This is a genomic window from Pseudoalteromonas sp. S2893, assembly GCF_005887105.1.
In the GTDB taxonomy this organism is placed as follows: Bacteria; Pseudomonadota; Gammaproteobacteria; order Enterobacterales; family Alteromonadaceae; genus Pseudoalteromonas; species Pseudoalteromonas atlantica.
Genome location: NZ_PNCY01000022.1, coordinates 24,437 through 50,965 on the forward strand (window position 1 = coordinate 24,437; position 26,529 = coordinate 50,965).

Consider the following 26,529-nt stretch of genomic DNA (forward strand, 5'->3'; position numbering starts at 1 on the left):
GGGTCGCAATTACATTACTTTAGAACAAACAATGTCACAGGCTTTTAATAGCCTTATAAAATTAAACGCACTCAAACTGAATCCCTGCTTTTTTAAGATAGAGCTGCTCTTGCTCTAGGTCTGCTTGTAGCAATGTATGCTCTTGCAAATAGCTGTTACTAAACTTAATAAATAACCCTAAGTTGCTTGCGCTTATTTCCATATCCGGCTTTAAGCTAACTTGGCGCTTTTGATTAAATAAAATGGCTAAGCGTAAAATAACAATCAGTTTAAGCACATGCTTTTGAGAAATAGTTAAAAACTCTGGCAGCTCTGTCAGTTTAATTTTTTTACGATAAAAGCGTATAAGTGAGCTTAAAATAAGTTGCTCTTGCTGCGTAAAACCGGGCAATTGACTATTCGCCACTATATAAGCGCTGTGTTTGTTAATCCCCGATGAGTTAATTGATAAACCAATTTCGTGTAATTTTGCTGCCCACGTTAACAAAGCAATATCGTCGTTATTATCTAAATGCCATACATTTTTTAACTGTTTATAGAGCCAAATAGCCGTATCAGCAACACGCGCTGCATGCGCTTTATCAGCGGTGTAGCGCTCACTTAAATTATTAATGGTGTTTGAGCGAATATCTTTATCGGCCAGCTTTTGCTGCATTTCGTGCAGCAACCCTTCGCGCAACGAAAAATCGCTGTAGGTCAGCTCTTTAATGGCAAACTCTGTAAATATCGCAATTAAAATTGCTAAGCCACCACATATGCTTTGTTGGCGCTCGGGTGTAAGCCCTGCAATAGCTAAGTTATCAATATGTTTAGCACTAATAAACTGTTGTTTTAACGCGAGTAAATCATCGTAAGTAATGTTAGGTTGTTGCGGGTTTGTGGCGCTTATCATAGCTAAAATTGACTTTATAGTGCCCGAGGTGCCAATTACTGATTGCCAATTTTCGCTTACATAATTAGAGAAAATGGCTTCAAGCTCTTGCTCGGCTCTTATTTGCGCTTTGTTAAAGCGTTTGGCCGTTATTTTTCCATCGCTAAAAAACTGCTTTGTAAAGCTAACGCAGCCCATATTACGGCTAGATAAAAGCTTATGCTTGAAATGTTTACCTATTATAAGCTCGGTACTGCCACCACCAATATCGATCACTAAGCGGTTTTCTTCATTATGAACATAATGCGCAACGCCTTGATAAATAAGGCGCGCTTCTTCTTGACCTGCAATTACATCAATATGAAAAGGAAATACAGTGCTAGCTTGGGCTAAAAAGGCGTTAATATTTTTAGCGCGCCTAAAAGTGTAAGTGGCAGCTACCTTTACATTACTTGCGGGGAACTCATGTAAGGTTTTAGCAAATTGCTTTAGTACCACGAGGGCGCGGTCTATTGCAGCTTGGCTTAAGCGAAATTTATCATCTAGTCCATCGGCTAAATAAACGCGCTGTTTTTCTTTGTGCAAAATTTGCAAAGTGCCGTTTACTTCTCGGGCAACCACTAAATGAAAGCTGTTGGAGCCTAAATCAACTGCGGCTATTGAAGGGTGATCATTCATTATAATAAGTGTGTTCCCATTTTTTTAGATAATCGTAAATTGCTATCTGAGAGCGAATTTTTTTACGGTTACCCCTTCTTACATAAGCGTTTTTTTGCTCGCTATCAATAATGCGTGCTTTGGTACGGTCTTTAAATTGTAGCTCTAATATATCAACTATAAGGCGTTTTAACTTAACATCCAAAATAGGAACACCTACTTCAACACGATGATCTAGGTTACGTGTCATCCAATCAGCAGAAGATATAAATACTTTTTCATCGCCATTGTTACCAAATACCATTACGCGAGGATGCTCTAAAAAGCGATCAACAATACTAATTACCTTAATATTATCGCTAAGTTTAGGCACGCCAGGGATGAGTGAGCACATGCCACGTACAATAATTCTAATTTTAACGCCGATTTGACCAGCTAGGTAAAGCCTGTCTACCAGCTCTTTATCGACGAGGTTATTTATTTTTACTGTTATTTTGCCTGGTTTGTTGTTTTTAACATGGTCAATTTCGTTATTGATTAAATTAAGCAGCGTTTCACGGGCATTAATTGGCGAAAGCATTAAGTAGTCAAATTTGAACGGTTTATAACTGCTTTCTATAAATCTAAATACGCTGTCGCTTTCTTCACAAATACCAGTGTGGCGAGTAAATAGGCTAAAGTCAGTGTAAATTTTGGCTGTTTTTTCATGAAAATTACCAGTGCCAATATGAGCATATTTTACTATTTGGCCTTTTTCTTTACGGTGCACCACACATAACTTACTGTGCACTTTTAGTGCGGGTATACCAAAAATTACTTTAATTCCTGCACTGCTTAGCACCTTTGCCCATTCAATATTATTTTGCTCGTCAAAACGTGCTTTTAGCTCAACCATAACGGTTACTAATTTACCGTTTTGAGCGGCATTAATTAACGATGAAATCAGCCTAGATTTACTCGCTACACGATAAATATTAACCTTTATTTGCGTAACCTTAGGGTCGAAGGCCGCTTGGCGCACATATTCAAGCACATGATTAAAAGTGTGGTAGGGGTAATACAGTAAAATATCTTGCTCGCTAATAGCGTCAAATACACTAGCATGTTTATTAAACGCACTACTTTGCAACGCTGGGAGAGGTTTGTTTTCTAAATATTGGCGCCCTACATTAGGAAACGATATAAAGTCTCTAAAATTACGATAACGCCCCCCAGGAATTAACGCATCATGATGCGTGACACCGAGGCGTTTTTTCATCACTTTTAGCATGTTTTCAGGCATAGCTTGATCGTAAACCAATCTTACCGGCTCAGCATAAATACGTTGTTTTAACCCTTTGGACATTTTATCAAGTAAGCCAGCCTCTAGCTCGTCGTCTAGGTTGTACTCTGCATCGCGAGTTAATTTTATTGCATAACCGGCAATGCTTTTATAAGAAAAAAAGCTACTAAATACATCGTTTAAAAAGTAAGTGATGACATCATCAAGCATTACAATGGTTTTATGGCGGCGGGTTTTTTCTGGAGGCAGGTTTATAAAGCGATCAACCCTGTCGGTGGGTACCTCAAGCATTGCGTAATAACTTTTTTCATCACTCATTTCTACAAATAAGTAGGTCATGGTGTCGTTTATATAGGTAGAGAAATCTTTGTTCTCGTTTAGCAAAATAGGAGAGGTATGTTGCAGAACGTGATCATGAAAGTAATTTTTTAACCAGTTTAAATGAAACTCACTGAGCTCATCAGGGCGACTAACATGAATGTTATGATGGTTTAAGTCGGTTAATACCTGCTGATGTATGTGGTTAAATTTTTTACCTAACTGCAGTACTTTTTTTTGTATCTCACTAAGCAGTATTTCGTCTTCTTCAAAATTAGCATCGGGGAGTTTATTTAATAAAATTCGGCGCTTTACATCAGCAACGCGTACTCTAAAAAATTCATCTAAATTATTAGAGAAAATGCCCAAAAAGCGCATGCGCTCAATAATCGGATTGTTTTTATCTTTAGCCTCTTGTAGTACACGCTCGTTGAATGACAGCCAGCTTAATTCTTTTGCAAAATATTCAGTTGTTTGAGGGGGTTCTATATGGGCATTCATATCTATTCCGTTATCAGGATATGTTTCAAATTTAATTTGGGGCTGTGCGTGCGCTTATGAGGTTTAAATGTAAAAAGCGATAAAAGTAGTAATAATCAGCCCTTTTTACTCAAACATACGCCAGTTAGATGACATAAAAATGACTACCATGTCATTTTTATGTCAACGGCGTTTGGGCTATGCCTCTTCAATATCTACAATTAAATCACTGGTAATCGATTCAAGTGCATCAATAACTTCTTCTTTATTCATACCACTGGGTAAGGTGACAGTCGCTACGGCACTAAAAATAGGCACTCCCCAATTTGGCGCACTTTGTTGCCTTGAGTTTAAGTGAGTAATGCTAGCGCCTTTGTGGCGTATTACACTTGCCAGCTCCTGCACAATGCCCGGGCGGTCATTGCCAGTAATGACAAAATTTATTTGTTCTTTGCTACTTGGCTCTACTTCTGTGTTGCCAGTTTCAATCCGCACGTCGAGTTTAGGTAAGGCATTTAATTCGTTTTGCAATGCTTCAAAGTGCTCTTGCGCTACTTCTACCTGAATAATACCGGCAAAGTGGCCTAGTAAGTGGCTTAAATTACTGCTCAGCCAGTTACCCTTGTTTTGCAAGATAACCGATGAAATACTTTCTACTAATCCGGGCCGGTCTTGCCCTAAAATGGTGATTACCAACTGCTTCATAAATAGCTCTCTCTAAGCCTGAAAATGTAAATGCGTAGGCATTAAGTGTTTATAACGTTTCTATCATTGTAGTGGGTAATATAAACGCATAAAAACTAATTGTTTATTATTACTTATTTGTGTCTTTATCGTTGAGTTTCTTTAACTTTAGCGCTGCGGTCTGGTTTCGTTATACATAGATTTAGTATTGTCTGCGTTAAATTGTTTGTCCAATAAAAGCACAAATTAGTTCCTTCAAGAACATAAATACACTCTGAATTTATTAACAATTTTATAGCATTTTTGATAATAAGTGTCATTTATGAACCATAACATTTATTTTTTTAATGCTTTGAGCGCTATGTACTTTATTTAACCATAAAAGTGTTAACAACTGATGCGCCATAAAAGCATAAATTTAGTCATCTCCAGCAGGGCAGTAAAACGCGTTATTAAATAGCTAAATAGGCACTAATTTAGGGCGTTTATATTAAATATTTCCCCTTTTTTGTATCGATTTATGTTGTGGCATATCAGTGAGTAACAATTTAGCAAGCGCTGTTATTAGAAAAAAGGACTGATTTTAAAGCATTTAGGCGGGTATTTATTACATCTGTAACATTACTGTCATCTTGATGAAATATAATTTGCGCAACGACAGAATTAAAGGGTGTTTTGATGACTTCCAATCCGAATAAGCCGACTTTAAATACGGATCGAAGCCGTCTATTTAAAGACCGGTTTGCAAAGTGGGGTATTTCCGCAGGCGGAGTAATGGTATTAATAGCATTGTTATTAATATTCTTTTACCTTCTTTATGTAGTACAACCAATTTTTGAATCAGCAAAAGTAGAAAAACGTAACAGTTTTAACGTTGCTAATGCTGAACAAATTGTGGGCTTAGGTGTTGAGGAGCAAACTGAGGTTGCTTTTTTACTCTCTCAGCAAGGAGAGGTAGATTTTTATAGTGTGCAAGATGGCAGCTTTGGTAAAAAGCTTAAAACATTAAGCGCCGAGCTACCTAGTGATGCATCAAGCTTTGCAAACAGTGCGCCGTTTCAGGGGCATTATGCGTTTGGTTTAGAAAATGGCTCAGTGGTGCTGGTAGCACCTAAGTTTTTAGTTACTTTTCCTAACAACGAAAGAAAGCTAACGCCACGTTTAGATTACCCACTTGGCAAAATGGCATTAGAAGTTGATGAGCAAGGTGCTGCCATTAAGCGTTTTGCATTTAGTCATTACGAAGATAAAACAGCCGTGGTTGCTTTAACCGAAGACAAACGCGTTTTATTTAGCAGCTTTGTTGCTGAAGAAAACATGTTTACCGGTGAAGTAGAATGGGTAGTTGAGCGCACTGAGCTTAATATTGAAGGCCGTGTTGATGAGCTTTTAATGTCGCCAGACACCACCCGCACATTTGTACGTTCGGCAAATCAAATTTATGTTTACGATACACGCTACCCAAGCGAAGTAGAGCAAATTCAGCTGCTTTCGGCTAACGAAGAAAGTGCTAACTTAGTGTCTGCGCAGCTACTTGCTGGTGCTAACTCACTCATGCTTGCAAACGATAACGGTGAAGTATCGCAGTGGTTTGAAGTAAATACAGACAGCGGCCGTGAGTATCAAAAAATTCGCTCGTTTGAAACAACTAAACAAAGCAAGCTGAACATTTTTACCGAGTTTTATCGTCGAACTTTCTTCACTACGAGCAGTAACGGTGAGTTAGGTGTGTATTACACCACAAGTGAGGCAAAACTTTGGCAAGGTAAAGTAAGTGATGGCGAGATTAAAAACTTTGCTATAGCTCCGCGCTCAAATGCCGCCCTTATTTTAGCCGATAACCAACTAACCGTATTAGAAATTCATAATGAGCACCCAGAGGTTACCTGGTCTGCACTTTGGCAAGAAGTGTGGTACGAAGGTTACCCTGAGCCTGGTTATATTTGGCAATCTACATCGGCAAGTGATGACTTTGAGTCTAAATTTTCTTTGGTTCCTATTTCATTTGGTACGTTAAAAGCAGCGCTTTACGCCATGCTATTTGCAGTACCCATTGCGCTTTCTGCCGCTATTTACACCGCTTACTTTATGTCGAGCGAGCTGCGTAAAGTGGTAAAGCCAACGGTAGAAATTATGGAAGCCCTCCCGACTGTAATATTAGGCTTTTTAGCAGGCCTGTGGTTAGCGCCACTTATAGAAGAGCACCTACCTGCTATTGTTGGCTTACTGATTTTATTACCGTTAGGTGTGCTAGCAACAGCACTCGGTTGGACTAAGTTACCAGCGAGTATTCGCCATAAAATCCCTGAAGGGTCGCACTCTATTTTACTTATTCCGGTTGTTCTATTAATTGGTTGGTTCTCGTTCGCGATGAGCGAAACAGTAGAGCTTTGGATGTTTGACGGAAATGTACGTCAGTACCTAACCAACGAGCTGGGTATGACGTTTGACCAACGTAATTCATTAGTGGTGGGTATTGCGATGGGCTTTGCCGTTATTCCTACTATATTCTCGATTGCAGAAGATGCCGTATTTAGTGTTCCTAAACACTTATCAAATGGCTCACTAGCACTTGGTGCTACGCAGTGGCAAACGCTCGTACGCGTTGTACTACTTACAGCAAGCCCAGGTATTTTCTCTGCTGTAATGATGGGACTTGGCCGTGCAGTAGGCGAAACCATGATTGTATTAATGGCTACAGGTAACACACCTATTATGGATTGGAGTATTTTCCAAGGTATGCGAACGCTTGCAGCAAACATTGCGGTAGAAATGCCTGAATCAGAAGTAGGCAGCTCGCACTATAGAATATTATTCTTAGCAGCATTTGTACTATTCATATTCACCTTTATTTTCAACACAGTGGCTGAGTTTGTTCGTCAGCAACTGCGTGAAAAATACAGCTCAATGTAAGTGGAGAGACACGACATGGTAAAGCAGTGGTTTAAGTCTGGTTCTCCTTGGATTTGGATGACAGGTGGTGCGGTAAGTATCAGCTTAATTTCAGTTCTCGGTTTATTAGCAATGATAGCTTGGAAGGGATTAAGCTTTTTCTGGCCATCAGAGGTAGTTCAATTTGAGCTAGAAGGGTCTATTTCAAAACAAACCATAATTGGTGAAGTTTACGACCGAGAACTTGTGCCTACAGCGCGTTTAGCTGCAACAGGTATTGATGTATCAGATTTTAATAAAGACGAAGTTGAGCGTTTACTTATAAAAACAGGTAACCGCGAATATGTAGATTTAGATTTTCGTTGGATATTAGAAACCGATATTACTGAGCAAAGTACACCGGCTACGCTTGCTGTATTTGAGCGCAGTAAAAACGGTAACTTTTATGGCTACATAGAAGGTGTAATTAAAGATGGAAAGCCGGTTACTGGCGATAAAATCGAAACCTTACATGAGTTAGTAGAGCGTGCGGTTGATTTAAACGACGAAGCGCTTGATTTACAAAATGGCGACATCGGTCATATCAACTACGAATTAGAACGTCTTCGCTTACAAGAAAAAGCGTACCTACTTGATGACGAACTAACCGATGAGCGTGTTGCTGAGCTTGCTCAAGCACGTGCCGAGTTACGTAACGAATACGCAGTACTTGAAAAAGAGTTATTTGCACTGCGTAAAAAAGCCAAGCGTGACCAAGTTTTAGTTAAGGACATGCGTGGTGAAGTAGTCACCATTCCACTGTATCAAGTGCTTGATGTTTGGTTGCCTAACGACATGGGCTTTTTCTCAAAGTTAGGTCATTACTTTGTACAACTGGGTAAGTTTGTATCAGACGACCCACGTGAAGCAAACACCGAAGGCGGCGTATTCCCTGCTATATTTGGTACAGTATTTATGGTTATGCTGATGGCCGTTATTGTGACCCCGTTTGGTGTTGTAGCTGCAATTTACTTACATGAATACGCAGCTAAAAATGCAGTAACTAAGATGATTCGTATTGCGGTAATTAACCTTGCCGGTGTACCGTCTATTGTTTACGGTGTATTTGGCTTAGGCTTTTTTGTTTACATGTTAGGTGGTAGCCTTGACCAACTGTTTTACCCAGAAGCTGCGCCTACGCCAGTATTTGGTACGCCGGGTGTTATGTGGTCTGCGCTTACATTAGCTATTCTTACATTACCGGTTGTTATTGTATCAACCGAGGAAGGTTTATCGCGTATTCCTAGTACAGTGCGTGATGGTTCATTAGCGCTTGGTGCAACCAAAGTTGAAACCTTATGGCGTATTATTATTCCTATGGCAAGCCCAGCAATTATGACAGGTTTAATACTTGCAGTTGCTCGAGCGGCCGGTGAAGTTGCGCCGTTAATGCTCGTAGGTGTTGTAAAAATGGCCCCTACGTTACCACTTGATGGCAACTTCCCTTATTTTCACTTAGATAGAAAGTTCATGCACTTAGGCTTTCATATTTATGATGTGGGCTTTCAAAGCCCGAATGTTGAAGCGGCACGCCCGCTGGTATACGCAACGGCCTTCTTATTAGTGTCGGTGATTATTACCCTCAACATAACAGCGATAGGCATACGTAACCATTTACGTGAAAAATTCAGATCGCTTGAACACTAATTAGTAAAGAATTATAGGTAACAAACATGATTACAGTCGCTCCACAAGTAAACCAAGCTAACAAAAGCTTGAAGTTAGACTTAGAAAACTTAACTGATGACCAAAAAGCGTTAGAGATTAAGGACCTTGATCTTTACTATGGTGAAAAGCAAGCGCTTAGCAAAGTAAATATGAATATCCCGAAAGGCCAAGTTACAGCGTTTATCGGTCCGTCGGGTTGTGGTAAATCAACGCTATTGCGTTGTATTAACCGTATGAACGATTTAGTTGATGTGTGTCGTATTGAAGGTGAAATATTGCTTCATGGCCAAAATATTTACGATAAAAGTGTAGATGTAGCCGCGCTTCGTCGTAACGTGGGTATGGTGTTTCAGCGTCCTAACCCATTTCCTAAATCAATTTATGAAAATGTGGTTTATGGCCTACGCTTACAAGGTATTAAAGAAAAGCGTAAGCTAGATGAAGTGGTAGAACAATCACTTCGCGGTGCAGCCTTATGGGATGAAGTAAAAGACAGATTACACGATAGCGCATTTGGTCTATCGGGTGGTCAGCAACAGCGTTTAGTTATTGCCCGTTCAATTGCGATTGAACCTGAAGTACTATTACTTGATGAACCAACATCGGCACTTGACCCAATTTCTACTTTGGTTATTGAAGAGCTAATTAACGATTTAAAGAACAAATTTACCGTTGTTATTGTGACACATAACATGCAACAAGCAGCGCGTGTATCTGATCAAACGGCCTTTATGTACATGGGCGAGTTGATTGAATACTCAGACACAAATACCTTATTTACAACGCCAAGCAAAAAGAAAACGGAAGACTACATTACAGGCCGTTACGGCTAGTCGTATACGTTTTAGTGTTGTAAACGAATTTAAGAGAAGGTAATTATGGAACATAATATAAATAAGCATATTTCTGGGCGCTTTAACCAAGAGCTAGAAAATGTTCGTAACCATGTACTTAACATGGGTGGCCTAGTTGAGCAGCAGCTAAGCAGTGCATTAGATGCAGTAAGTCGCAATGATGCTGAACTGGCACAAAAAGTACGCCAGAACGATTACAAAGTAAATGCGATGGAAGTTAGCATTGATGATGAATGTACGCGCATTATTGCTCGTCGTCAGCCTGCTGCGAGCGATTTACGCTTAGTAATTGCTATTGCAAAAACGATTGCCGATTTAGAACGCATTGGCGATGAAGCAGAGCGCATTGCTAAAGTGGCTTTGGATTCATTTACTAAAGATCAGCAAGATTTATTAGTAAATATTGAAAACATGGGTCGCCAAGTTTTAAAAATGCTACACGATGTACTTGATGCGTTTGCGCGCATGGATGTACAACGTGCCTTTGAAGTACATAAAGAAGATGCAAAAGTTGACCGTGAATATGAAGCAATCACGCGTCAAATTATGACTTACATGATGGAAGACCCACGTTCAATTCCTAAAATTATGGATTTAGTATGGTCTGTACGTTCATTAGAGCGTATTGGCGACCGTTGCCAAAATATTGCGGAATACATTATTTATTTTGTTAACGGTAAAGATATTCGTCATACATCTCAAGAAGATATAGAAAAATCGTTGTAGGTTTTTATCTATCATTCTTTTTTATTGAAGCGGCTTAGTGCCGCTTTATGCATTGTTAGCCATGATGAAATAATAAAAAGCGTTCACAATCGCGGCTAATACTGTAAAATTCATGCTGCAAAGCATATCAATTTGATTAAAGGGTCAGTTATGCCTACAAACGCGTTTTTAGGAGTATTTGCAAAATCTCCTATCAAACCAATGGAAGAACACATCAAGAAGGTTCATCAAGCAAGTAAAGCCTTGATACCTTTTTTTAATCACGTATTTAAAGAAGAGTGGGAGCAAGCAGAAGAGCTTCGCTTAACTATTCGTAATTTAGAGCGTGAAGCTGATGATATGAAAAGAGATATACGCTTACAATTACCGCGTGGTTTATTCATGCCGGTAGAGCGTACAGATCTGCTCGAACTCGTAACTCAACAAGATAAAATAGCAAATAAGGCTAAAGACATTGCAGGGCGCGTAATTGGCCGTGAAATGACAATTCCTAGTGCTATGCAAGCAGACTTTTTAGCTTATCTAACACGTTGTGTTGATGCGACTAAACAAGCATCAAAAGCAATTAATGAGTTAGAAGAATTGTTAGAAACGGGCTTTAAAGGTCGCGAGGTGACTTTAGTAGAAAAAATGCTCGTAGAATTGGATGCCATAGAACAAGACACGGATGAAATGCAAATTAAAGTACGCCGCCAACTACGCGATGTAGAAAGCGAGCTAAACCCAATTGATGTTATGTTTTTATACAAAATAATTGAATGGGTTGGCGAACTTGCAGATATTGCAGAGCGCGTAGGATCACGTCTTGAGCTGATGCTAGCTCGTTAATTTATAAAAATCAGTTCAAACGAAAGATTAAGGTTACACAATGGATATCATTGCATCTTACGGCACGGTATTAGTTTTAATTGCCGCAGCAGTCGGCTTTTTTATGGCTTATGGTATTGGCGCGAACGACGTTGCTAATGCGATGGGTACTTCGGTAGGTTCAAAAGCGTTAACAATTAAACAAGCAATTATTATTGCTATGATTTTTGAATTTGCTGGTGCTTACTTAGCAGGTGGTGAGGTTACATCAACAATCCGTAAAGGTATTATTGATGCTGCGCCTTTTGCTGCTCTCCCTGATTTAATGGTTTTAGGTATGATCTCTGCGCTTTTTGCAGCGGGTACTTGGCTATTAATTGCCTCATTTTTAGGTTGGCCTGTTTCAACAACTCACTCAATTATTGGTGCAATCATTGGTTTTGCATTAGTTGCAGTGGGTACAGAGGCTATTCAATGGAATAAAGTAGGTGGTATTGTAGGTAGCTGGATTATTACACCTGCTATTTCGGGCTTTATTGCTTACTTAATCTTTATGAGTGCGCAAAAGCTTATTTTTGATACTGATGCACCGCTTAAAAACGCAAAACGCTTTGTACCTTTGTACATGGGTTTAGCGGGCTTTATTATGGCGCTAGTAACAATCAAAAAAGGCTTAAAGCATATAGGTATTAACCTAGGCGCTACTGAAGGCTATTTAATTGCAATAGCGATTGCTGTGATTGTAGCTATTATTGGTAAAATTGCGATTTCACGTTTAAATATCGACCCTAAAGCCGATAAACAAATGCAATTTAATAACGTAGAAAAAGTATTTGCGGTATTAATGGTATTAACAGCGTGTTGTATGGCGTTTGCGCATGGCTCAAACGATGTAGCGAATGCAATTGGTCCACTTGCTGCGGTTGTGAACATTGTTGAAAGCAACGGTGAAATTGCTAAAAAAGCGGCTATTGCTTGGTGGATTTTACCACTAGGTGGTTTTGGTATTGTTGCCGGTCTTGCTATTTTAGGTAAAAAGGTAATAAAAACGATAGGTGAAGGTATTACTCACTTAACGCCTAGCCGTGGTTTTGCTGCCGAATTAGCTGCTGCGTCTACCGTTGTTATTGCATCAGGTACAGGTATGCCAATTTCTACTACACAAACCTTAGTTGGTGCGGTATTAGGTGTAGGTATGGCACGTGGTATTGGTGCACTTAACATGGGTGTTATCAGAAACATTGTAGTTTCTTGGGTAATTACATTGCCAGTTGGCGCTGCCCTTGCTATTGTTATTTTCTACGTACTAAGAACCGCGTTTGGGGTTTAACAAAAAAGTACTCAAAGACTTTTAGCTTGAAAAGATCTCAACGCCCTAGGTGTTGGGGTCTTTTTATTTGTGGAAAGAAAAAATGACCAACCTACCAAGTATTAAACAGCTACAGTATTTATTAGCTGTACATCAGCACCAGCATTTTGGCCGTGCAGCAAGTGCGTGCTTTATTGGGCAATCTACTTTAAGCAGTGCAATTCAAAACCTTGAAGAAACACTCGGTTGTCAGCTAATTGAGCGAGAAAATCGCAGCCTTATGTTTACCAGTATTGGTGAAGAGGTCGTTGAGCGCTCTCGTAAAATTATTAACGATACAATTAGTTTAAAAGAGCTAACCAAAAGCTTTTTAACGCCACTCAGTGGTAAGTTAGTGGTAGGGGTTATACCCACTATCGCCAGCTTTATAGCGGCGCCTTTGTATCACTTTTGTAAGCAAACCTTTTGTGATTTAGAGTTGGTACTTGTTGAAGATACCAGCGACAAGTTATTAGATAAGCTTGAACACGGCCATATTGATTTAGCCTTATTAGCCTTACCGTACCAAACGGAGAAGTTTCATACTCAAGTATTGGCTAAAGATCACTTTAGTTTAGTGCACCATAAAGATTACAGCCCTGCTAAAGGCGTTGAAGACTTTAACTTGCTACCCGATGCTAGTGTGTTTTTATTAGAGCGAGAGCATTGTATGACGGGGCATGCATTGAGTGCGTGTCATCTAAACCGCTCAAGCTGTATTAACCCTTTTGAAGCTGCAAGCTTACATACCTTATTAAGCATGGTAGAGCATCAGTTAGGGGTTACATTTTTACCGCAAATGGCGATTAATGCGGGCATTCTTAAAGATAAAAACATGATAGCAACCCCATCGCAAGGCGATGCCTACAGAGATATAGGCATACTGTGGCGTAAAACCACAGGAAGAATTCGCGACTTTAAGTTATTCAGCCAACAGCTAGAAGTGTTTTTAGCTCGCCAATGTAGCTTAGACTTTGAGAGTTAAGCCTATTTACCTTTAAGGTTAAAATGCAGCAGTAATATGTTGTTTTAGGGAAACAGGGTCTGTGCAGTGTGGTTATTGGTCACTATTAAGCACTCGCGTAGCATAAACAAAACAGCAGCCTATAAGGGCTGCTGTTTGCTATGTGTTTGGCTTTCAAAGGGTTCTAGTTCGGGTAGGAAAAGCAAGTAAATCCAAACCACTACATTAAAATACGGGAGTAGGCCTAAAGTAGCAAATACGCCTACTGGGTAGCCCTTTAGCTGCGCGTACCGATAGCACTGATACGCAATTACACAATGTATTACGAGAAGTAAAATAATCAACTGCGCCATACCTTCCTCCTTAAACCTGACAAGCTTTAACCTCTATGTAATTGCTAGTCATGTATGCTTATAGGTAATGTCATGTTTTTATTGTTAAATCATCAAAATAACAAGACATTTACTAAGTGGTACGTAAAGTATAGGCAATAAGTGTAATAATGATAGTAATAAAATGCTTAAAACTGTTTAAAAATGTTTAGCTGGCGCTAGTGTGTTGTTGGATAAAAGGTTTCTTCTGGTAAATAATTTTAAGCGTCGATTGTACTTTTTCTACAGGCACAGGACGGGCAATAAAATAGCCTTGTCCGTAGTCAACACCAATCTCTTTTAATGCAAAAAATATCTCTTCGCTTTCTACGTATTCTGCCACAGAGCGCTTATCAAGGGAGCGGCTTATATCGTTAATGGCCTTAACCAGTGCTAAGTCGATGGGGTCGTTAATCATGTCGCGTACAAACGAGCCATCTATTTTTACATGTTGTGCAGGTAACTGTTTTAAATAGTTAAATGTGCTAAAGCCTGTACCAAAGTCATCAATAGAAAAATGACAGCCTAAACTGTTTAGCTTTTCTATCATTTTACGGGTGGCTTTTAAATTGTTAACTGAGGCCGACTCGGTGATTTCAAAAATAATACGCGAAGGCGGTACGTGATATTTTTCTAGGCTCGATTCTATATGTGGCAATAAGCGCTCATCTAAAAACGATTGAGCAGAAAGGTTAATAGCCACTTGATTTAAATCTGGGTGTTCAGCCACGCTAGCAATGGCATTGCGAATAACACATTGGTCCATTAAAAAGGTGTCGTTTAGCAGCTCAAGAGAGGGAATAAATTGATTAGGGAAAATAAGTTTATCGTCTACTTTTAAACGCAGTAACGCTTCAAAATAAGCCACTTTATTGGCTTTAAAGTCCCATATTGGCTGATAGTGCAGCTCTACGTTATCTTGCTGAAGTGCTTGTCGAATCTCATGCCCCCACTCAAGCCCGGTTTGCAAGGTGTTATTTTGCGCATCTTCTTTTGAGTAGCAGTGCACTAGGTTACGGCCTAAACTTTTAGCAATATATAAGGCTATATCGGCTTGCTTGAGGCACTCACTCGGGTCGCAATTTTTAGCCGTTATTTGCGTTAAGCCAATAGAGCAGCTAATTGAATACACTTGGTCTTCTGATTTAAACTCGTGCTGTTCAATCGCGCTACAAATACTCTCTGCAATTAGGTGAGCGTCAAGCAGCTGCGTATTTTTTAAAATAACAGCAAATTCGTCACCACCTATTCTACACACTAAATGTTTAGCGCTAATGTTTGCTTCAAATAATTGAGCTACATCTTTTAGTACAATGTCGCCTTGTTGGTGGCCTTTGCTGTCGTTAATTATTTTAAAATGATCTAAATCGATGTAAATAAGCGCGTGCTCTACATCACCATAGGTGTGCTTGGTTTGGCATATTTTATTGAGTTGTTGATCAAAATAATAACGATTATGTAAACCTGTTAGCGTATCGTGCAGGGCTAGGTGGCGCAGCTTTAATTCAGCTTGTTTACGCTCGTGTATGTTGTCGATTGTGGCAGTAATGGTGGCATTATTACGGCTGTTTTTTATTAGCTGTAAGCGGCATTCCACCCAAATCTGATTGCCATTTTTATGATTAAGTTGAATCTCAACTTGCTGCTGGTGCATGCCGCCATTAAGAATATCGTTAATGGTCGTATTTAGTTTTACTTGGCATTCATCAGAGCAATAATCGATTAATGATTTTTGCAAAGACGATTTAACCCCAAAGCCACTTAGTGTTTCCCAAGCAGGATTGATAAAGCGAATTTTACCTTGTTGGTCGAGCTCTAAAACCACCGTATTTAAATGCAGCAAAATACGTTGGTGCGCCGAAAACAGCTCTTTGTAGCGTACTTCGCTAATACTTAACTGTTCAACCTTTTGGGCAAACTCAGCATAACTAACCATAAAGTCTTCACGGCGCGCAGCATGGTCACATACTTTATTTAAAAACGACGGGTCGTATGGCGCTCTTATAAAGTCGGTAACACCGGACAGCAGCAGCTGCTCTGCATAGTCGGCATCGTTATTATCAATAATAGTTACAATGGCTTGTTTAGGGTTATGTTGCAGTATTTCTTCGACTAAAACACTTGAAGTATCTGCGCGCGACGCGGTTGCATCAAGCAGTACAATAGCAAATTGTTGTTGGTTGTAAGCATTTAAAGCACTTTGGCTTGAGGTGACATGGGTAATGGCAAAATTGAGCTTAAGTTGCTCTGCTATTTCATCGGCTTTTTGCGCTATTGGTTCAAGCAAGAGTAAATTAAGGCGGCTGCTTTTTTCTAAATGCGTAGACAGAACATTAGCCAGCACCTGCGGCAGCATATCTTGGTGCTCAAAGGGCAGTACGGCATCTATGCCATAACTACGAGCGGTGGTTTCTGCTATACGCTCACAGTAAATAGGCGGAATAAGTAAAATTGGGGTGTTTTTTGGGGTGTTAAGTAAGCCTGAGCGGATCATGCGAGAAAAACGCCAACCATCTATTTTCCCCACGCTTAAGCCCGTAATAATCATGTTCACTGGCTGCTTTTTTAACAGAGTGAGTGCATCTAGGCTATCTGCGGCTTCAATAAATTCAAATACGTTTAAGTACTCTAAAGTGGCGCGTATAGTGCGGCGTTCTTCGCTACTTGCGTTTAGAATGAGCAACTTCAGCTTATCTGCCACTTTTTTATAACCCCAAAACTAAACCATCATTATTAAGGACAGTAAGAATAATGATATTTACCAATAAGAACAAGATTATTTAAAGTAGTTACTCAAATGTATCTAAAATAGGGCGAATCCTCTCAACTGTGGTAGATATCTTGAGCTTAGCCGAGGATAGATATACACTTGGCGCGATTTTAATGATGTGGAATACCGACTATGCGCGTGGCTGACTTTAGCTTTGACTTACCTGATGAATTAATTGCTCGTTTTCCTAAACAAGACAGAACCAGCAGCCGTTTACTAACCCTAGATGGCCCAACTGGCAACGTTGAACACAAAGTGTTTAGCGACCTACTTGATTTAGTAAACGAAGGTGACTTATTAGTATTTAATAATACCCGCGTTATTCCTGCCCGTATGTTTGGCCAAAAAGCCTCTGGCGGTAAGGTCGAAGTGCTTGTAGAGCGTGTAGTTGATGAACACCGTGTACTTGCCCATGTAAGAGCAAGTAAGTCGCTAAAGCCTGGTAACGAAGTTATTTTAGAAGGCAAAGCAAAAGCGACAATGATTGCGCGTCACGATACGTTATTTGAACTTGAATTTGATCGCAGCCAAAATGTACTCGATATTCTAAACGACATTGGCCACATGCCTTTACCTCCTTACATTGACCGCCCAGACACCGAAGCTGACCGCGAGCGTTATCAAACCGTTTATGGCGAAAAGCCCGGTGCGGTAGCAGCGCCTACAGCAGGGCTGCATTTTGACGATAAGCTAATGGCGGCATTAAAACAAAAAGGCGTAAACATGGCGTTTGTTACGCTACATGTGGGCGCAGGTACGTTTCAGCCGGTGCGTGTAGAAAGCGTAGATGAGCATGTCATGCACTCTGAATACATTGAAGTACCTGATGAGGTGGTTCACGCTGTTGCTAATACAAAAGCTAACGGTGGGCGTGTTATAGCTGTGGGAACTACTTCTGTACGCTCGCTGGAGTCGGCAGCAAAAGTACACGGCGGTAAATTAGAGAGCTATTTTGGCGATACCGATATTTTTATTTTTCCGGGTTATCAGTTTAATGTAGTTGATGCCATGGTGACTAACTTTCACTTGCCAGAATCAACCCTCATAATGCTAGTAAGTGCCTTTAGCGGCCAAGATAACATTATGGGCGCGTACAACACGGCTATAGAACAAAAGTACCGCTTTTTTAGCTACGGCGATGCGATGTTTTTAACACGTAAATAAGCACGTTTTTATCCGGTACCGTTTTTAAAAGCCCAGCTCGCACGCTGGGTTTTTATTTGCCTGCGCTAATACGCAGTGAATTTAGCGCAGCTAATAGTAATAACGGGGCAAAAAGGGTAGAATCGAGCGGTTAAATTATAGCTTGTTGGACTGTTTTTCCGACATTGAGGATGATATGAAATTTGAATTAGACCGCACCGACGGAAAAGCGCGCCGCGGCCGCTTGATTTTTGACCGTGGTGTAATAGAAACGCCTGCATTTATGCCAGTAGGTACTTACGGTACTGTTAAGGGCATGACCCCAGACGAAGTTAAAGCCACAGGGGCACAAATTTGTTTGGGTAACACCTTTCATTTAATGCTACGCCCAGGTACTGAAATCATTAAACAACACGGTGATTTACACGACTTTATGAATTGGGACTTTCCAATTTTAACCGACTCAGGTGGTTTCCAAGTATTTAGCCTTGGTGCTATGCGTAAAATTACCGAAGAAGGCGTGTTGTTCCAATCGCCGGTAAATGGTGACCAAATTATGATGTCGCCTGAAAAATCAATGGAAGTACAGCGTGATTTAGGCTCAGATATCGTCATGATTTTTGACGAATGTACGCCATACCCTGCCACCGAAAAAGAAGCAAAAGACTCAATGGAACTATCGCTTCGTTGGGCTAAGCGCTCTAAAGAAGGCCACGGCGATAACCCATCAGCCTTATTTGGTATTATTCAAGGTGGTATGTACCCAGAGTTACGTGCACAATCACAAAAAGGCCTAGAAGAAATTGGCTTTGATGGTTACGCATTAGGCGGCCTATCGGTTGGTGAGCCTAAAAACGAAATGATGAATATTCTTGATCATTGTGCGTACAAAATGCCAGAAGACAAACCGCGCTACTTAATGGGTGTAGGTAAACCTGAAGACTTAGTTGAGTCTGTACGCCGTGGTATTGATATGTTTGACTGTGTAATGCCTACCCGTAATGCACGTAATGGTCATTTATTTATTACCACAGGTACAATTAAAATTCGTAACGCAGTACATAAAACAGACACTGGCCCACTTGATCCTGAGTGTGATTGTCATACCTGTAAAAATTATTCGCGTGCTTATTTGCATCACCTTGATAAATGTAACGAAATTTTAGGCGCACGACTAAACACAATCCATAACTTACGTTACTATCAGCGTGTTATGGAAGGCCTACGCAATGCAATTAGCGAAGGTAAACTAGAAGAATTTGTTAGTGATTTTTATGCTCGCCGTGGCCAAGACGTGCCAGAGCTTGCAGATATAAATTAAAATTTAAAAATATAGAGGAAGTATTATGAGTTTATTTATTTCAAACGCACACGCCGCTGCTGGTCAACCTGCTGCAAGTGGTGGCTGGGAAATGCTAATTATGTTAGCTATTTTCGGTTTAGTTTTTTACTTTTTAATTTACCGCCCACAAGCTAAGCGTGTTAAAGAGCACAAAAGCCTTATGAGCGCGATGGCTAAAGGTGATGAAGTACTTACCCAAGGCGGTTTAGTAGGTAAAATTGTTAAAATTACTGAAGATAAAGATTTCATCGTGATTTCTTTAAATGAGCAAGCTGAAGTAACAGTACAAAAATCGGCAGTATCTGCTGTATTGCCTAAAGGCACAATGAAGTCACTATAAAAATAAAAAGGACATGCCTGTGTTAAACAAGTTTCCAATTTGGAAGTATTTACTTGTTTTAGCTGTGGTAGCCATTGGCCTTTTATATGCTTCTCCAAACTTGTATGGCCGCGATCCGGCCATTCAGGTTTCGGGGGCAAAAGGCGCAGATGTCGATCTCAGTGTAGTAGACAAAGTAAACGCAACCCTCAAACAGCATAATGTAACAGCTAAGTCTACCGTGCTTGAAGGCGGCCAAGTATTAGTACGTTTTAAAAATGTTGAAGAACAGCTAAAAGCGCAAGACTTACTGCGTAATTCTCTTAGCGACGATTATATCTCTGCTATTAATATGGCACCTGCGCAACCTGCATGGTTAAAATCATTGGGTGGTAACCCTATGAAGCTAGGTCTTGATTTAAGTGGTGGTGTTCACTTCACCATGGAAATCGACATGGCAACCGCGGTAGATAATCAGCTAGAGCAAATGGAACAAGATTTTCGTAGCGACCTACGCGAAGAAAAACTTCGTTACCGTAGTGTTCGCCGCGTAGCGGGCTCTGAACGTATGCGTGTAGAAATGCGTACCGAAGAAGATAAAGAAGCGGCTGAACGCTTTTTAGCATCGCGCTACCCACTAAACGTATACATTGATGATAGCAGTAACGATCGCGCATTTTTTGCCACTATGAGTGAGCAAAAGCTTAAAGAAATACGAGACTACGCTATTAAGCAAAACGAAACCATTATTCGTAATCGTATTAACCAAATTGGTGTTGCAGAGCCTAACGTACAGCGCCAAGGTGCTGAGCGTATTATTGTGCAACTGCCAGGTGTTCAAGATACAGCACGCGCTAAAGAAATTTTAGGTGCAACGGCCACGCTTGAATTTCGTGAAGTAGACGAAAACGCAGACCCAAGTGCTGCTGCTCAAGGACGTATTCCTGCGGGCACAGAAATGATCATGAGCCGTGATGGCTACCCTGTGGTACTTAAAAAACGTGTCATTCTTGAAGGTAGCCATATCACTGGTGCACAATCAGGAAACGACGAATATCAGCGCCCACAAGTAAGCATTACCTTAGATAGCAAAGGCGGGGCAAAAATGAATGCCTTTACCAAGCGTGCTATTGGTAAGCGCATGGCAACAGTATTTATTGAATACAAGCCATCGGGTAAAAAAGATGCTGACGGTAAAGCACTTCCACCTATTAAGGTAGAAGAGGTCATTAACGTTGCGACTATTCAGGCTCGTCTTGACCGCTCATTCCGTATTACAGGTATTGATAACCCAGCCGAAGCCCACAACTTAAGCTTACTATTACGCGCCGGTGCATTAGTAGCGCCAATTCAAATTGTTGAAGAGCGCACAGTAGGCCCAAGCCTAGGTCAAGAAAACATTGAAGCTGGTATGACAGCTGTAGCCCTTGGCTTTGCGTTTGTACTTGCCTTTATGCTTATTTACTACAAAGGGTTTGGCTTAGTTGCCAACATTGCACTAGCAGCTAACTTAGTGCTTATTGTAGGTGTAATGTCGTTAATCCCAGGAGCCACATTAACGTTGCCAGGTATTGCCGGTATTGTATTAACAGTGGGTATGGCGGTTGATGCTAACGTACTTATTTTTGAGCGTATTCGTGAAGAGCTGGCCGATGGCCGTAGCCCTCAACAAGCCGTTCATTTTGGTTACGATAGCGCCTTTAGTACTATTTTTGATGCCAATATTACCACTTTAATTGCTGCGGTTATTTTATTTGCAGTGGGCACTGGCCCTATTGCAGGTTTTGCCGTAACGCTGGCAATTGGTATTTTAACTTCAATGTTTACAGCCATAGTTGGTACCCGTGCGGTAATTAACTTATTTATTGGTGGTAAGCGCATTGATAAACTTTCAATTTAAGGAGCGGACATGCAAATTTTAAGTTTGGGTGGTAAAACCCTACGTTTCATGTCACTTCGTAAAGTGGCTATGGGTTTTTCTACGCTATTAATTTTAGCGTCGTTTGCCTCAATTTTTATCAAAGGTTTAAACTTTGGTTTAGATTTTACTGGCGGTACCGCTGTAGAGGTTGGTTTTTCGCAACCTGCAGATTTGAAAAAAGTACGCTCAGTATTAGCTGAAAACGGGTTTGCCGATGCCTCAGTGCAGCTGTTTGGCTCTAGCCAAGATATTTTGGTTCGTTTAGCGCCGCGTGGCAGTGAAGTAAAAGCCGAAGTTATTGGTAACCAAGTTATTACTGCCTTAAAGCAAGCTGATGAGAGCGTAGTAATGCGCCGCATTGAGTTTGTAGGCCCAAGCGTAGGGGAAGACTTAAAAGAGCAGGGTGGCCTTGCCATGTTAACTGCGCTTATTTGTATTTTGATTTACGTGGCATTTCGCTTTGAGTGGCGTTTTGCTGTGGGCGCGGTAGGTGCACTACTACACGATGTAATTATTACAGTTGGTTTGTTTTCTGTATTAGGGTTAGAGTTTGACTTAACTATTTTAGCGGCAATATTGGCGGTAATTGGTTACTCACTTAACGATACTATTGTTGTATCTGACCGTATTCGTGAAAACTTTCGTAAAGTACGCATCGACGACACTATCGAAATTATCGACATGTCGTTAACGCAAACACTTAACCGTACACTTGTAACGTCAATCACCACTATTTTGGTATTAATTGCGCTATTTGTGTGGGGCGGACAAACCATTCATGGCTTTGCTACAGCCCTGTTATTTGGTGTGTTCATTGGTACTTATTCTTCAGTTTACGTTGCAAGCTCGGTAGCTATTACCATGGGCGTAAGTAAAGAAGATTTAATACCAGAGGTAATTGAAAAAGAAGGCGCAGACCTAGACGCATTGCCGTAATAGAGTTAATGCTAAATAAAACCGCTCAATTGAGCGGTTTTTTATTGTGCGCTGTTTTATAGAGCTTGGTTGCCTTTAAGATTAAACGTACACGCTTTTTAGGCTGAATTTAAAGCCTTGAGCCGATTATATAATTAAGCCATTACAATAACGTATGATTAGTTAACAGTATATTAGGCTATAAACTTAGCGCTTATATTGTACCGCCCCTAAATTGAGCAAATTTAATCCTGAATAGTCAATAGCGCCTAATGCCATAAAATTGTCATACAGGCTTGCTACTTTAATGCCCCTATTAAACGACAATCAGGTTTTGCAGTGACGATGCAGCGCAAAGTACTAGAGTACATTTTAAATAACGGTGAAATAACCACGTTATTTCAGCCTATTTTTGATATAGCTAATCAAACAATTATAGGTTACGAAGCGCTAAGTCGAGGGCCTAAAAACAGCCCTTTGGAAATGCCTAACCGACTGTTTGAAGCGGCCAGTGAGCACGCTTTAATTTCAGAGCTTGAGCTATTATGCCGCTCAAAAGCAATTGAAAACTTTGTAAAGCTTAATCTAAACGGTAAGTTATTTTTAAATGTAAGCCCTAAAACCTTGCTCGACCCTTGCCACCCAAAAGGTGAAACCCTGCACTTAATAGAGCAGTTTGGTTTAGCAGCAAACCGCGTGGTAATTGAGGTAACAGAGCAAGAAAAGGTCGACGATGGTTTTTTATTATTAAAAACAATTGCACACTACCGCGAGCTGGGTTTTACCATTGCCATTGACGATTTAGGTGCTGGTTACTCGGGCTTAAAACAGTGGTCTGAACTATGCCCCGACTTTGTAAAAATCGACCGTTACTTTATTGATCATTGCGATGAAAGCGAAGTTAAAAAAGAGTTTTTAAAATCGATTACGGTACTCGCAAAAGCAACAAACACCGCCGTAATAGCCGAAGGCATAGAAAGAGTAGAAGAGCTTGCCTATGTTGAAAGCTTAGGAATAGCAAACGTACAAGGTTTTTTACTGGAAAAACCAAACTCAAATCCAAGCCTTGATTACAGCTCAGAGCAATTACAAGCATTGAACTTTAAACAGCCAAGCAACACGTTTGATCAATCAATGGCGATTGGTTGGCTTGCTGTTACACAAGAAGCAATAGACAGCGAAACCCGTTGTAAAGACGCCCACAAGCTATTCGAAAAAGATAAAGCCGTGATGAGCCTAGCGGTTTTAAATAAAGCCGGCCAGCCGGTTGGGCTACTGCATAAAGATCAGCTCACTGAGGTGTTTGCTGCTCCCTATGGCCATGCACTTTACGACAAGTGCCCCGTAACCGACTTTATGGATAAACAACCTTTAGTGGTGGATGAAAACCAACTTCTTGATACCGTGAGTCAGCAAATTACAGAGCAAGACTTTGATATTCGCCGCCATATTGTGATCACCCGAAATAAACGTTACCTAGGGCTTGCCCCTTTGCGTGATATTTTAAAGCACATAACAGAAGAAAAAATTCGTCACGCCCAGCATGCTAACCCACTCACCATGCTCCCTGGTAATGTAGCGATTAATGAGGCAATAGAGCAAAGGTTACGCTCACAAAGTGCGTTTTCGCTTGCCTATATAGATCTTAATCACTTTAAGCAGTTCAATGATTTATACGGCTATGCCAGTGGCGATAGTGTGATTAAATTATTGGCAGATGTAACCGTGCAAGCATGCGAAAACAGTGCTAACTTTGTAGGACATATAGGTGGTGATGACTTTATGGTTGTGTTTGACCAATCAGATGCTGTGTATATTTGTAATACCATAATTGAGCAGTTTGAACTGCAATCACGCACTTTTTTTACGCCTGAGCACATTAAGAGCAAAGGTTACTGGGCTACAAATCGTGAGGGAGAAAAGCAATTTGTACCTTTACTTACGTTATCAATTGGCCTTGTGGAGCCCGACTTACAAGAATGTAAAAACAGCCATCAAGTTGCAGCACTTGCAACAGATGCTAAAAAAGAGGCTAAGCGATATCGCCATAGTTATTTGTTTATTTGTAAGCGCAGAAAGCCTGCGCCTGCCGTAGTGCGCTTAGCACCAGAGAATAAACAGGTGGTATAAAAAATAGGTAATTATTATGTTGCCATTAAAAGTAGTTGTTGGTGGGTTTGCTTTATTTGCGGTTAGTTTTTTTGTGCAAGGGGTAGAGATTGTTAATGTTGCTCAAAAGCAAAGTGTGCAAAATGCCCGTGAAGAATACCTAAGTGAGCTATTAACACGAGCCCTAGAGCGGGCTAATTACCCTGTAGACATAAAAATGCAGCCAGTGAGCTTACAGCAACAGCGTGACCTGATTGAGCTAGATAAAACAGAGTTAGATGTTTATTGGAGCATGAGCAGCCCAGAACGAGAGGCACGGGCAATAGCCGTTAAAGTCCCGCTATTTAAAGGCTTTATAGGCAAGCGTGTTTTATTAACCAGTAAAAAAAATGTCGAAAAATTTAAAGGCATTACCACTTTGGCGCAATTAAGTGAGCTCTCGGCAGTGCAAGGGCATGATTGGCCAGATACAAAAATAATGGCCTATAACGGCTTACATGTAAGGCCGCTGAGTAACTATCAAGCTATGTTTACGCTTACTAGCCGTGGCAGAATTGATTACTTTCCTCGCTCATTTATCGAAGTTAATTCTGAGCTTGTTGCCAATGCGCAGAGTAACTTAGTTATTGTGCCTAATTTATTTATTAGTTATCCCACCGGTATTTATTATTTTGTTGTAAGTAGTAAGCCAGCATTAGCGCAAGCCATAGAGCTTGGGTTGCAAAACATGCAAAACAGCGGAGAGTTTGATGCGTTATTTGATGAGTATTTTGCAAAAGACATAAATTCTCTCCCTTTTACAAAAGGTTATACCACGGAGCTAAAGCTCGATAACCCTTACTTTTAAAACAAAAAAGGAGCCATAGGCTCCTTTTTTATAATAGGGCTACATGCACTTTATTAGCGAAGTAACGCTTCAGGTAATACTGGACGAATTTCACGGATAATTGCTTGAGTAAGCTTAGGTGCACCACAAATAATGTTACCGCTATTGTTGTAGTTAACGCCACCTGCAAAATCAACAACCATGCCGCCAGCTTCTTTTACAAGTAACTCGCCTGCTGCTGTGTCCCACGGTTTTAAACCAATTTCAAAAAAGCCATCAACACGGCCCGCAGCTACATATGCCATATCTAGTGCTGCAGAACCTGCACGACGAATATCAGCAGTTTGTGTAAACAATGCTTTAAACGCGTCTGTGTATGCATCTAAGTGATGTTTTTGTTTGAAAGGGAAGCCTGTTGCTAAAATAGAACCAGCTAATTCTACGGTTTTAGTAACGCGTAAACGCTTGCTGTTTAGCTGTGCGCCTTGACCACGAGATGCTGTGAAAAGCTCGCCACGAATTGGATCGTAAATTACAGCTTGGTCTAAACGACCTTTTACTTTAAGTGCGATAGAAACCGCGAAATGAGGGATACCCTTGATGAAGTTAGTTGTGCCATCAAGCGGGTCAACAATCCATTGGTAATCTGCATCTTTGCCTTTGTGCTCACCTAGTTCTTCACCAACAATGCAGTGATCAGGGTAAGATTTTAAAATTGTATCACGAATTACGGCTTCGGCTTCTTTATCAATGTTAGTCACTAAGTCGTTAGTGCCTTTTTGTTGAATTTCAACTTTTGATAAATCTTCACTTGCGCGAAGTAAAATTTTGCCTGCGTTGCGCGCAGCGCGAACCGCAATGTTTAACATTGGATGCATGGTATTACCTTTGGGTTGTAAAAGAACGTTTATATATTTAAGCCGGCGTATTTTAGCGACTTTTGCCATAAAGTAAACAATAAACCCTAAATACTTTTGTGCGTTTTTTATACGGCCTTGAAATGCATGTAAATTTATTCGTATCTAAGACGTGTTGGCGTGTATGGATTGAAATTTGTTCAACCGAAGGGCGACTTAATCACAGCGCGAAGTGCGAAGCCTTGGGAGTTCAATAACTTCCATGAAGCAAAGCTTCCGCGTCCTGCTAGCAAACATACTGTTGTAAAAATTAATCTTACAAGGGCAATACACGCCAATAATACTAAAAAGTAAAAAAAGTGCTTT

At 40.5% G+C, this 26,529-nt stretch carries 20 protein-coding genes; 14 read left to right on the forward strand and 6 right to left on the reverse strand.

What is annotated here, in order from left to right; all coding sequences use genetic code 11:
* Positions 1–61: 61 nt before the first annotated feature.
* From CWC04_RS12290 to CWC04_RS12300, 3 genes are all read right to left on the reverse strand, one after another.
* Positions 62–1,549, reverse strand: coding sequence for a Ppx/GppA phosphatase family protein (locus CWC04_RS12290; RefSeq protein WP_138685569.1), 1,488 nt, complete (start codon positions 1,547–1,549; stop codon positions 62–64).
* A complete protein-coding gene (gene ppk1 / locus CWC04_RS12295; protein WP_004587626.1) occupies positions 1,542–3,629 on the reverse strand; it encodes a polyphosphate kinase 1 in 2,088 nt (695 codons plus the stop codon). Before ppk1 ends, CWC04_RS12290 begins: the two co-directional genes overlap by 8 nt.
* A gap of 177 nt (positions 3,630–3,806) precedes the next feature.
* The gene (locus tag CWC04_RS12300; RefSeq protein WP_004587625.1) at positions 3,807–4,313 is read right to left on the reverse strand and encodes a glycine cleavage system transcriptional repressor; all 507 of its coding nucleotides are present in this window, start codon (positions 4,311–4,313) and stop codon (positions 3,807–3,809) included.
* A 657-nt stretch (positions 4,314–4,970) separates the two neighbouring features.
* Here CWC04_RS12300 and CWC04_RS12305 point away from each other — a divergent pair.
* The 7 genes from CWC04_RS12305 (at position 4,971) to CWC04_RS12335 (ending at position 13,611) form a co-directional block, all read left to right on the forward strand.
* Positions 4,971–7,205 (forward strand): ABC transporter permease subunit, encoded by a 2,235-nt coding sequence (locus CWC04_RS12305; protein ID WP_138685570.1) that lies wholly within the window; start codon positions 4,971–4,973, stop codon positions 7,203–7,205.
* A 15-nt stretch (positions 7,206–7,220) separates the two neighbouring features.
* Entirely contained in the window at positions 7,221–8,870 is a 1,650-nt protein-coding gene (gene pstA, locus CWC04_RS12310) for a phosphate ABC transporter permease PstA (RefSeq protein ID WP_004587623.1), read from the forward strand.
* 26 nt (positions 8,871–8,896) lie between these two features.
* Positions 8,897–9,724, forward strand: a complete 828-nt coding sequence (gene pstB / locus CWC04_RS12315) for a phosphate ABC transporter ATP-binding protein PstB (RefSeq protein ID WP_004587622.1) — start codon at positions 8,897–8,899, stop codon at positions 9,722–9,724.
* A 45-nt stretch (positions 9,725–9,769) separates the two neighbouring features.
* Complete coding sequence (gene phoU / locus CWC04_RS12320) at positions 9,770–10,471, forward strand: phosphate signaling complex protein PhoU (protein WP_004587621.1); 702 nt, start codon at positions 9,770–9,772, stop codon at positions 10,469–10,471.
* A 150-nt stretch (positions 10,472–10,621) separates the two neighbouring features.
* A complete protein-coding gene (locus tag CWC04_RS12325; RefSeq protein WP_126008337.1) occupies positions 10,622–11,299 on the forward strand; it encodes a TIGR00153 family protein in 678 nt (225 codons plus the stop codon).
* A 40-nt stretch (positions 11,300–11,339) separates the two neighbouring features.
* Positions 11,340–12,608 (forward strand): inorganic phosphate transporter, encoded by a 1,269-nt coding sequence (locus CWC04_RS12330; protein WP_126008334.1) that lies wholly within the window; start codon positions 11,340–11,342, stop codon positions 12,606–12,608.
* Positions 12,609–12,690: 82 nt separating this feature from the next.
* The gene (locus tag CWC04_RS12335; RefSeq protein ID WP_004587618.1) at positions 12,691–13,611 is read left to right on the forward strand and encodes a hydrogen peroxide-inducible genes activator; all 921 of its coding nucleotides are present in this window, start codon (positions 12,691–12,693) and stop codon (positions 13,609–13,611) included.
* Between the two features lie 119 nt (positions 13,612–13,730).
* Here CWC04_RS12335 and CWC04_RS12340 read toward each other — a convergent pair whose 3' ends face one another.
* Positions 13,731–13,943, reverse strand: coding sequence for a hypothetical protein (locus CWC04_RS12340; protein ID WP_024031438.1), 213 nt, complete (start codon positions 13,941–13,943; stop codon positions 13,731–13,733).
* A gap of 187 nt (positions 13,944–14,130) precedes the next feature.
* A complete protein-coding gene (locus CWC04_RS12345) occupies positions 14,131–16,662 on the reverse strand; it encodes an EAL domain-containing protein (RefSeq protein WP_024031437.1) in 2,532 nt (843 codons plus the stop codon).
* A 201-nt stretch (positions 16,663–16,863) separates the two neighbouring features.
* Here CWC04_RS12345 and queA point away from each other — a divergent pair, with 201 nt between their 5' ends.
* The 7 genes from queA to CWC04_RS12380 all read left to right on the forward strand — a co-directional run bounded on the left by queA (position 16,864) and on the right by CWC04_RS12380 (position 25,327).
* Positions 16,864–17,895, forward strand: coding sequence for a tRNA preQ1(34) S-adenosylmethionine ribosyltransferase-isomerase QueA (queA, locus tag CWC04_RS12350; protein WP_004587615.1), 1,032 nt, complete (start codon positions 16,864–16,866; stop codon positions 17,893–17,895).
* A 175-nt stretch (positions 17,896–18,070) separates the two neighbouring features.
* The gene (gene tgt, locus CWC04_RS12355) at positions 18,071–19,195 is read left to right on the forward strand and encodes a tRNA guanosine(34) transglycosylase Tgt (RefSeq protein ID WP_004587614.1); all 1,125 of its coding nucleotides are present in this window, start codon (positions 18,071–18,073) and stop codon (positions 19,193–19,195) included.
* Between the two features lie 25 nt (positions 19,196–19,220).
* Positions 19,221–19,556: a preprotein translocase subunit YajC gene (gene yajC / locus CWC04_RS12360; RefSeq protein WP_004587613.1), complete on the forward strand. Its 336-nt coding sequence runs from the start codon at positions 19,221–19,223 to the stop codon at positions 19,554–19,556.
* Between the two features lie 19 nt (positions 19,557–19,575).
* Positions 19,576–21,435, forward strand: coding sequence for a protein translocase subunit SecD (gene secD / locus CWC04_RS12365; protein WP_004587612.1), 1,860 nt, complete (start codon positions 19,576–19,578; stop codon positions 21,433–21,435).
* Positions 21,436–21,444: 9 nt separating this feature from the next.
* Entirely contained in the window at positions 21,445–22,392 is a 948-nt protein-coding gene (gene secF, locus CWC04_RS12370) for a protein translocase subunit SecF (protein ID WP_004587611.1), read from the forward strand.
* Positions 22,393–22,710: 318 nt separating this feature from the next.
* The gene (locus CWC04_RS12375) at positions 22,711–24,501 is read left to right on the forward strand and encodes a GGDEF domain-containing protein (protein ID WP_096042366.1); all 1,791 of its coding nucleotides are present in this window, start codon (positions 22,711–22,713) and stop codon (positions 24,499–24,501) included.
* Between the two features lie 16 nt (positions 24,502–24,517).
* On the forward strand, positions 24,518–25,327 hold the full coding sequence (locus tag CWC04_RS12380) for a substrate-binding periplasmic protein (protein WP_004587609.1): 810 nt from the start codon (positions 24,518–24,520) through the stop codon (positions 25,325–25,327).
* A gap of 53 nt (positions 25,328–25,380) precedes the next feature.
* Here the strand turns inward: CWC04_RS12380 and suhB are convergent, their stop codons facing one another.
* On the reverse strand, positions 25,381–26,184 hold the full coding sequence (gene suhB / locus CWC04_RS12385; protein WP_004587608.1) for an inositol-1-monophosphatase: 804 nt from the start codon (positions 26,182–26,184) through the stop codon (positions 25,381–25,383).
* Positions 26,185–26,529 lie beyond the last annotated feature (345 nt).

Bases quoted from the DNA above. Each gene is read 5' to 3' on its own strand.
- CWC04_RS12305 (WP_138685570.1), top strand. From the start codon at position 4,971: ATGACTTCCAATCCGAATAAGCCGACTTTAAATACGGATCGAAGCCGT.
- tgt (WP_004587614.1), top strand. From the start codon at position 18,071: ATGAAATTTGAATTAGACCGCACCGACGGAAAAGCGCGCCGCGGCCGC.
- CWC04_RS12380 (WP_004587609.1), top strand. From the start codon at position 24,518: ATGTTGCCATTAAAAGTAGTTGTTGGTGGGTTTGCTTTATTTGCGGTT.
- CWC04_RS12300 (WP_004587625.1), bottom strand. From the start codon at position 4,313: ATGAAGCAGTTGGTAATCACCATTTTAGGGCAAGACCGGCCCGGATTA.
- CWC04_RS12330 (WP_126008334.1), top strand. From the start codon at position 11,340: ATGGATATCATTGCATCTTACGGCACGGTATTAGTTTTAATTGCCGCA.
- CWC04_RS12290 (WP_138685569.1), bottom strand. From the start codon at position 1,549: ATGAATGATCACCCTTCAATAGCCGCAGTTGATTTAGGCTCCAACAGC.
- pstA (WP_004587623.1), top strand. From the start codon at position 7,221: ATGGTAAAGCAGTGGTTTAAGTCTGGTTCTCCTTGGATTTGGATGACA.
- ppk1 (WP_004587626.1), bottom strand. From the start codon at position 3,629: ATGAATGCCCATATAGAACCCCCTCAAACAACTGAATATTTTGCAAAA.
- pstB (WP_004587622.1), top strand. From the start codon at position 8,897: ATGATTACAGTCGCTCCACAAGTAAACCAAGCTAACAAAAGCTTGAAG.
- CWC04_RS12340 (WP_024031438.1), bottom strand. From the start codon at position 13,943: ATGGCGCAGTTGATTATTTTACTTCTCGTAATACATTGTGTAATTGCG.
- suhB (WP_004587608.1), bottom strand. From the start codon at position 26,184: ATGCATCCAATGTTAAACATTGCGGTTCGCGCTGCGCGCAACGCAGGC.
- secF (WP_004587611.1), top strand. From the start codon at position 21,445: ATGCAAATTTTAAGTTTGGGTGGTAAAACCCTACGTTTCATGTCACTT.
- CWC04_RS12325 (WP_126008337.1), top strand. From the start codon at position 10,622: ATGCCTACAAACGCGTTTTTAGGAGTATTTGCAAAATCTCCTATCAAA.
- yajC (WP_004587613.1), top strand. From the start codon at position 19,221: ATGAGTTTATTTATTTCAAACGCACACGCCGCTGCTGGTCAACCTGCT.
- CWC04_RS12335 (WP_004587618.1), top strand. From the start codon at position 12,691: ATGACCAACCTACCAAGTATTAAACAGCTACAGTATTTATTAGCTGTA.
- queA (WP_004587615.1), top strand. From the start codon at position 16,864: ATGCGCGTGGCTGACTTTAGCTTTGACTTACCTGATGAATTAATTGCT.
- phoU (WP_004587621.1), top strand. From the start codon at position 9,770: ATGGAACATAATATAAATAAGCATATTTCTGGGCGCTTTAACCAAGAG.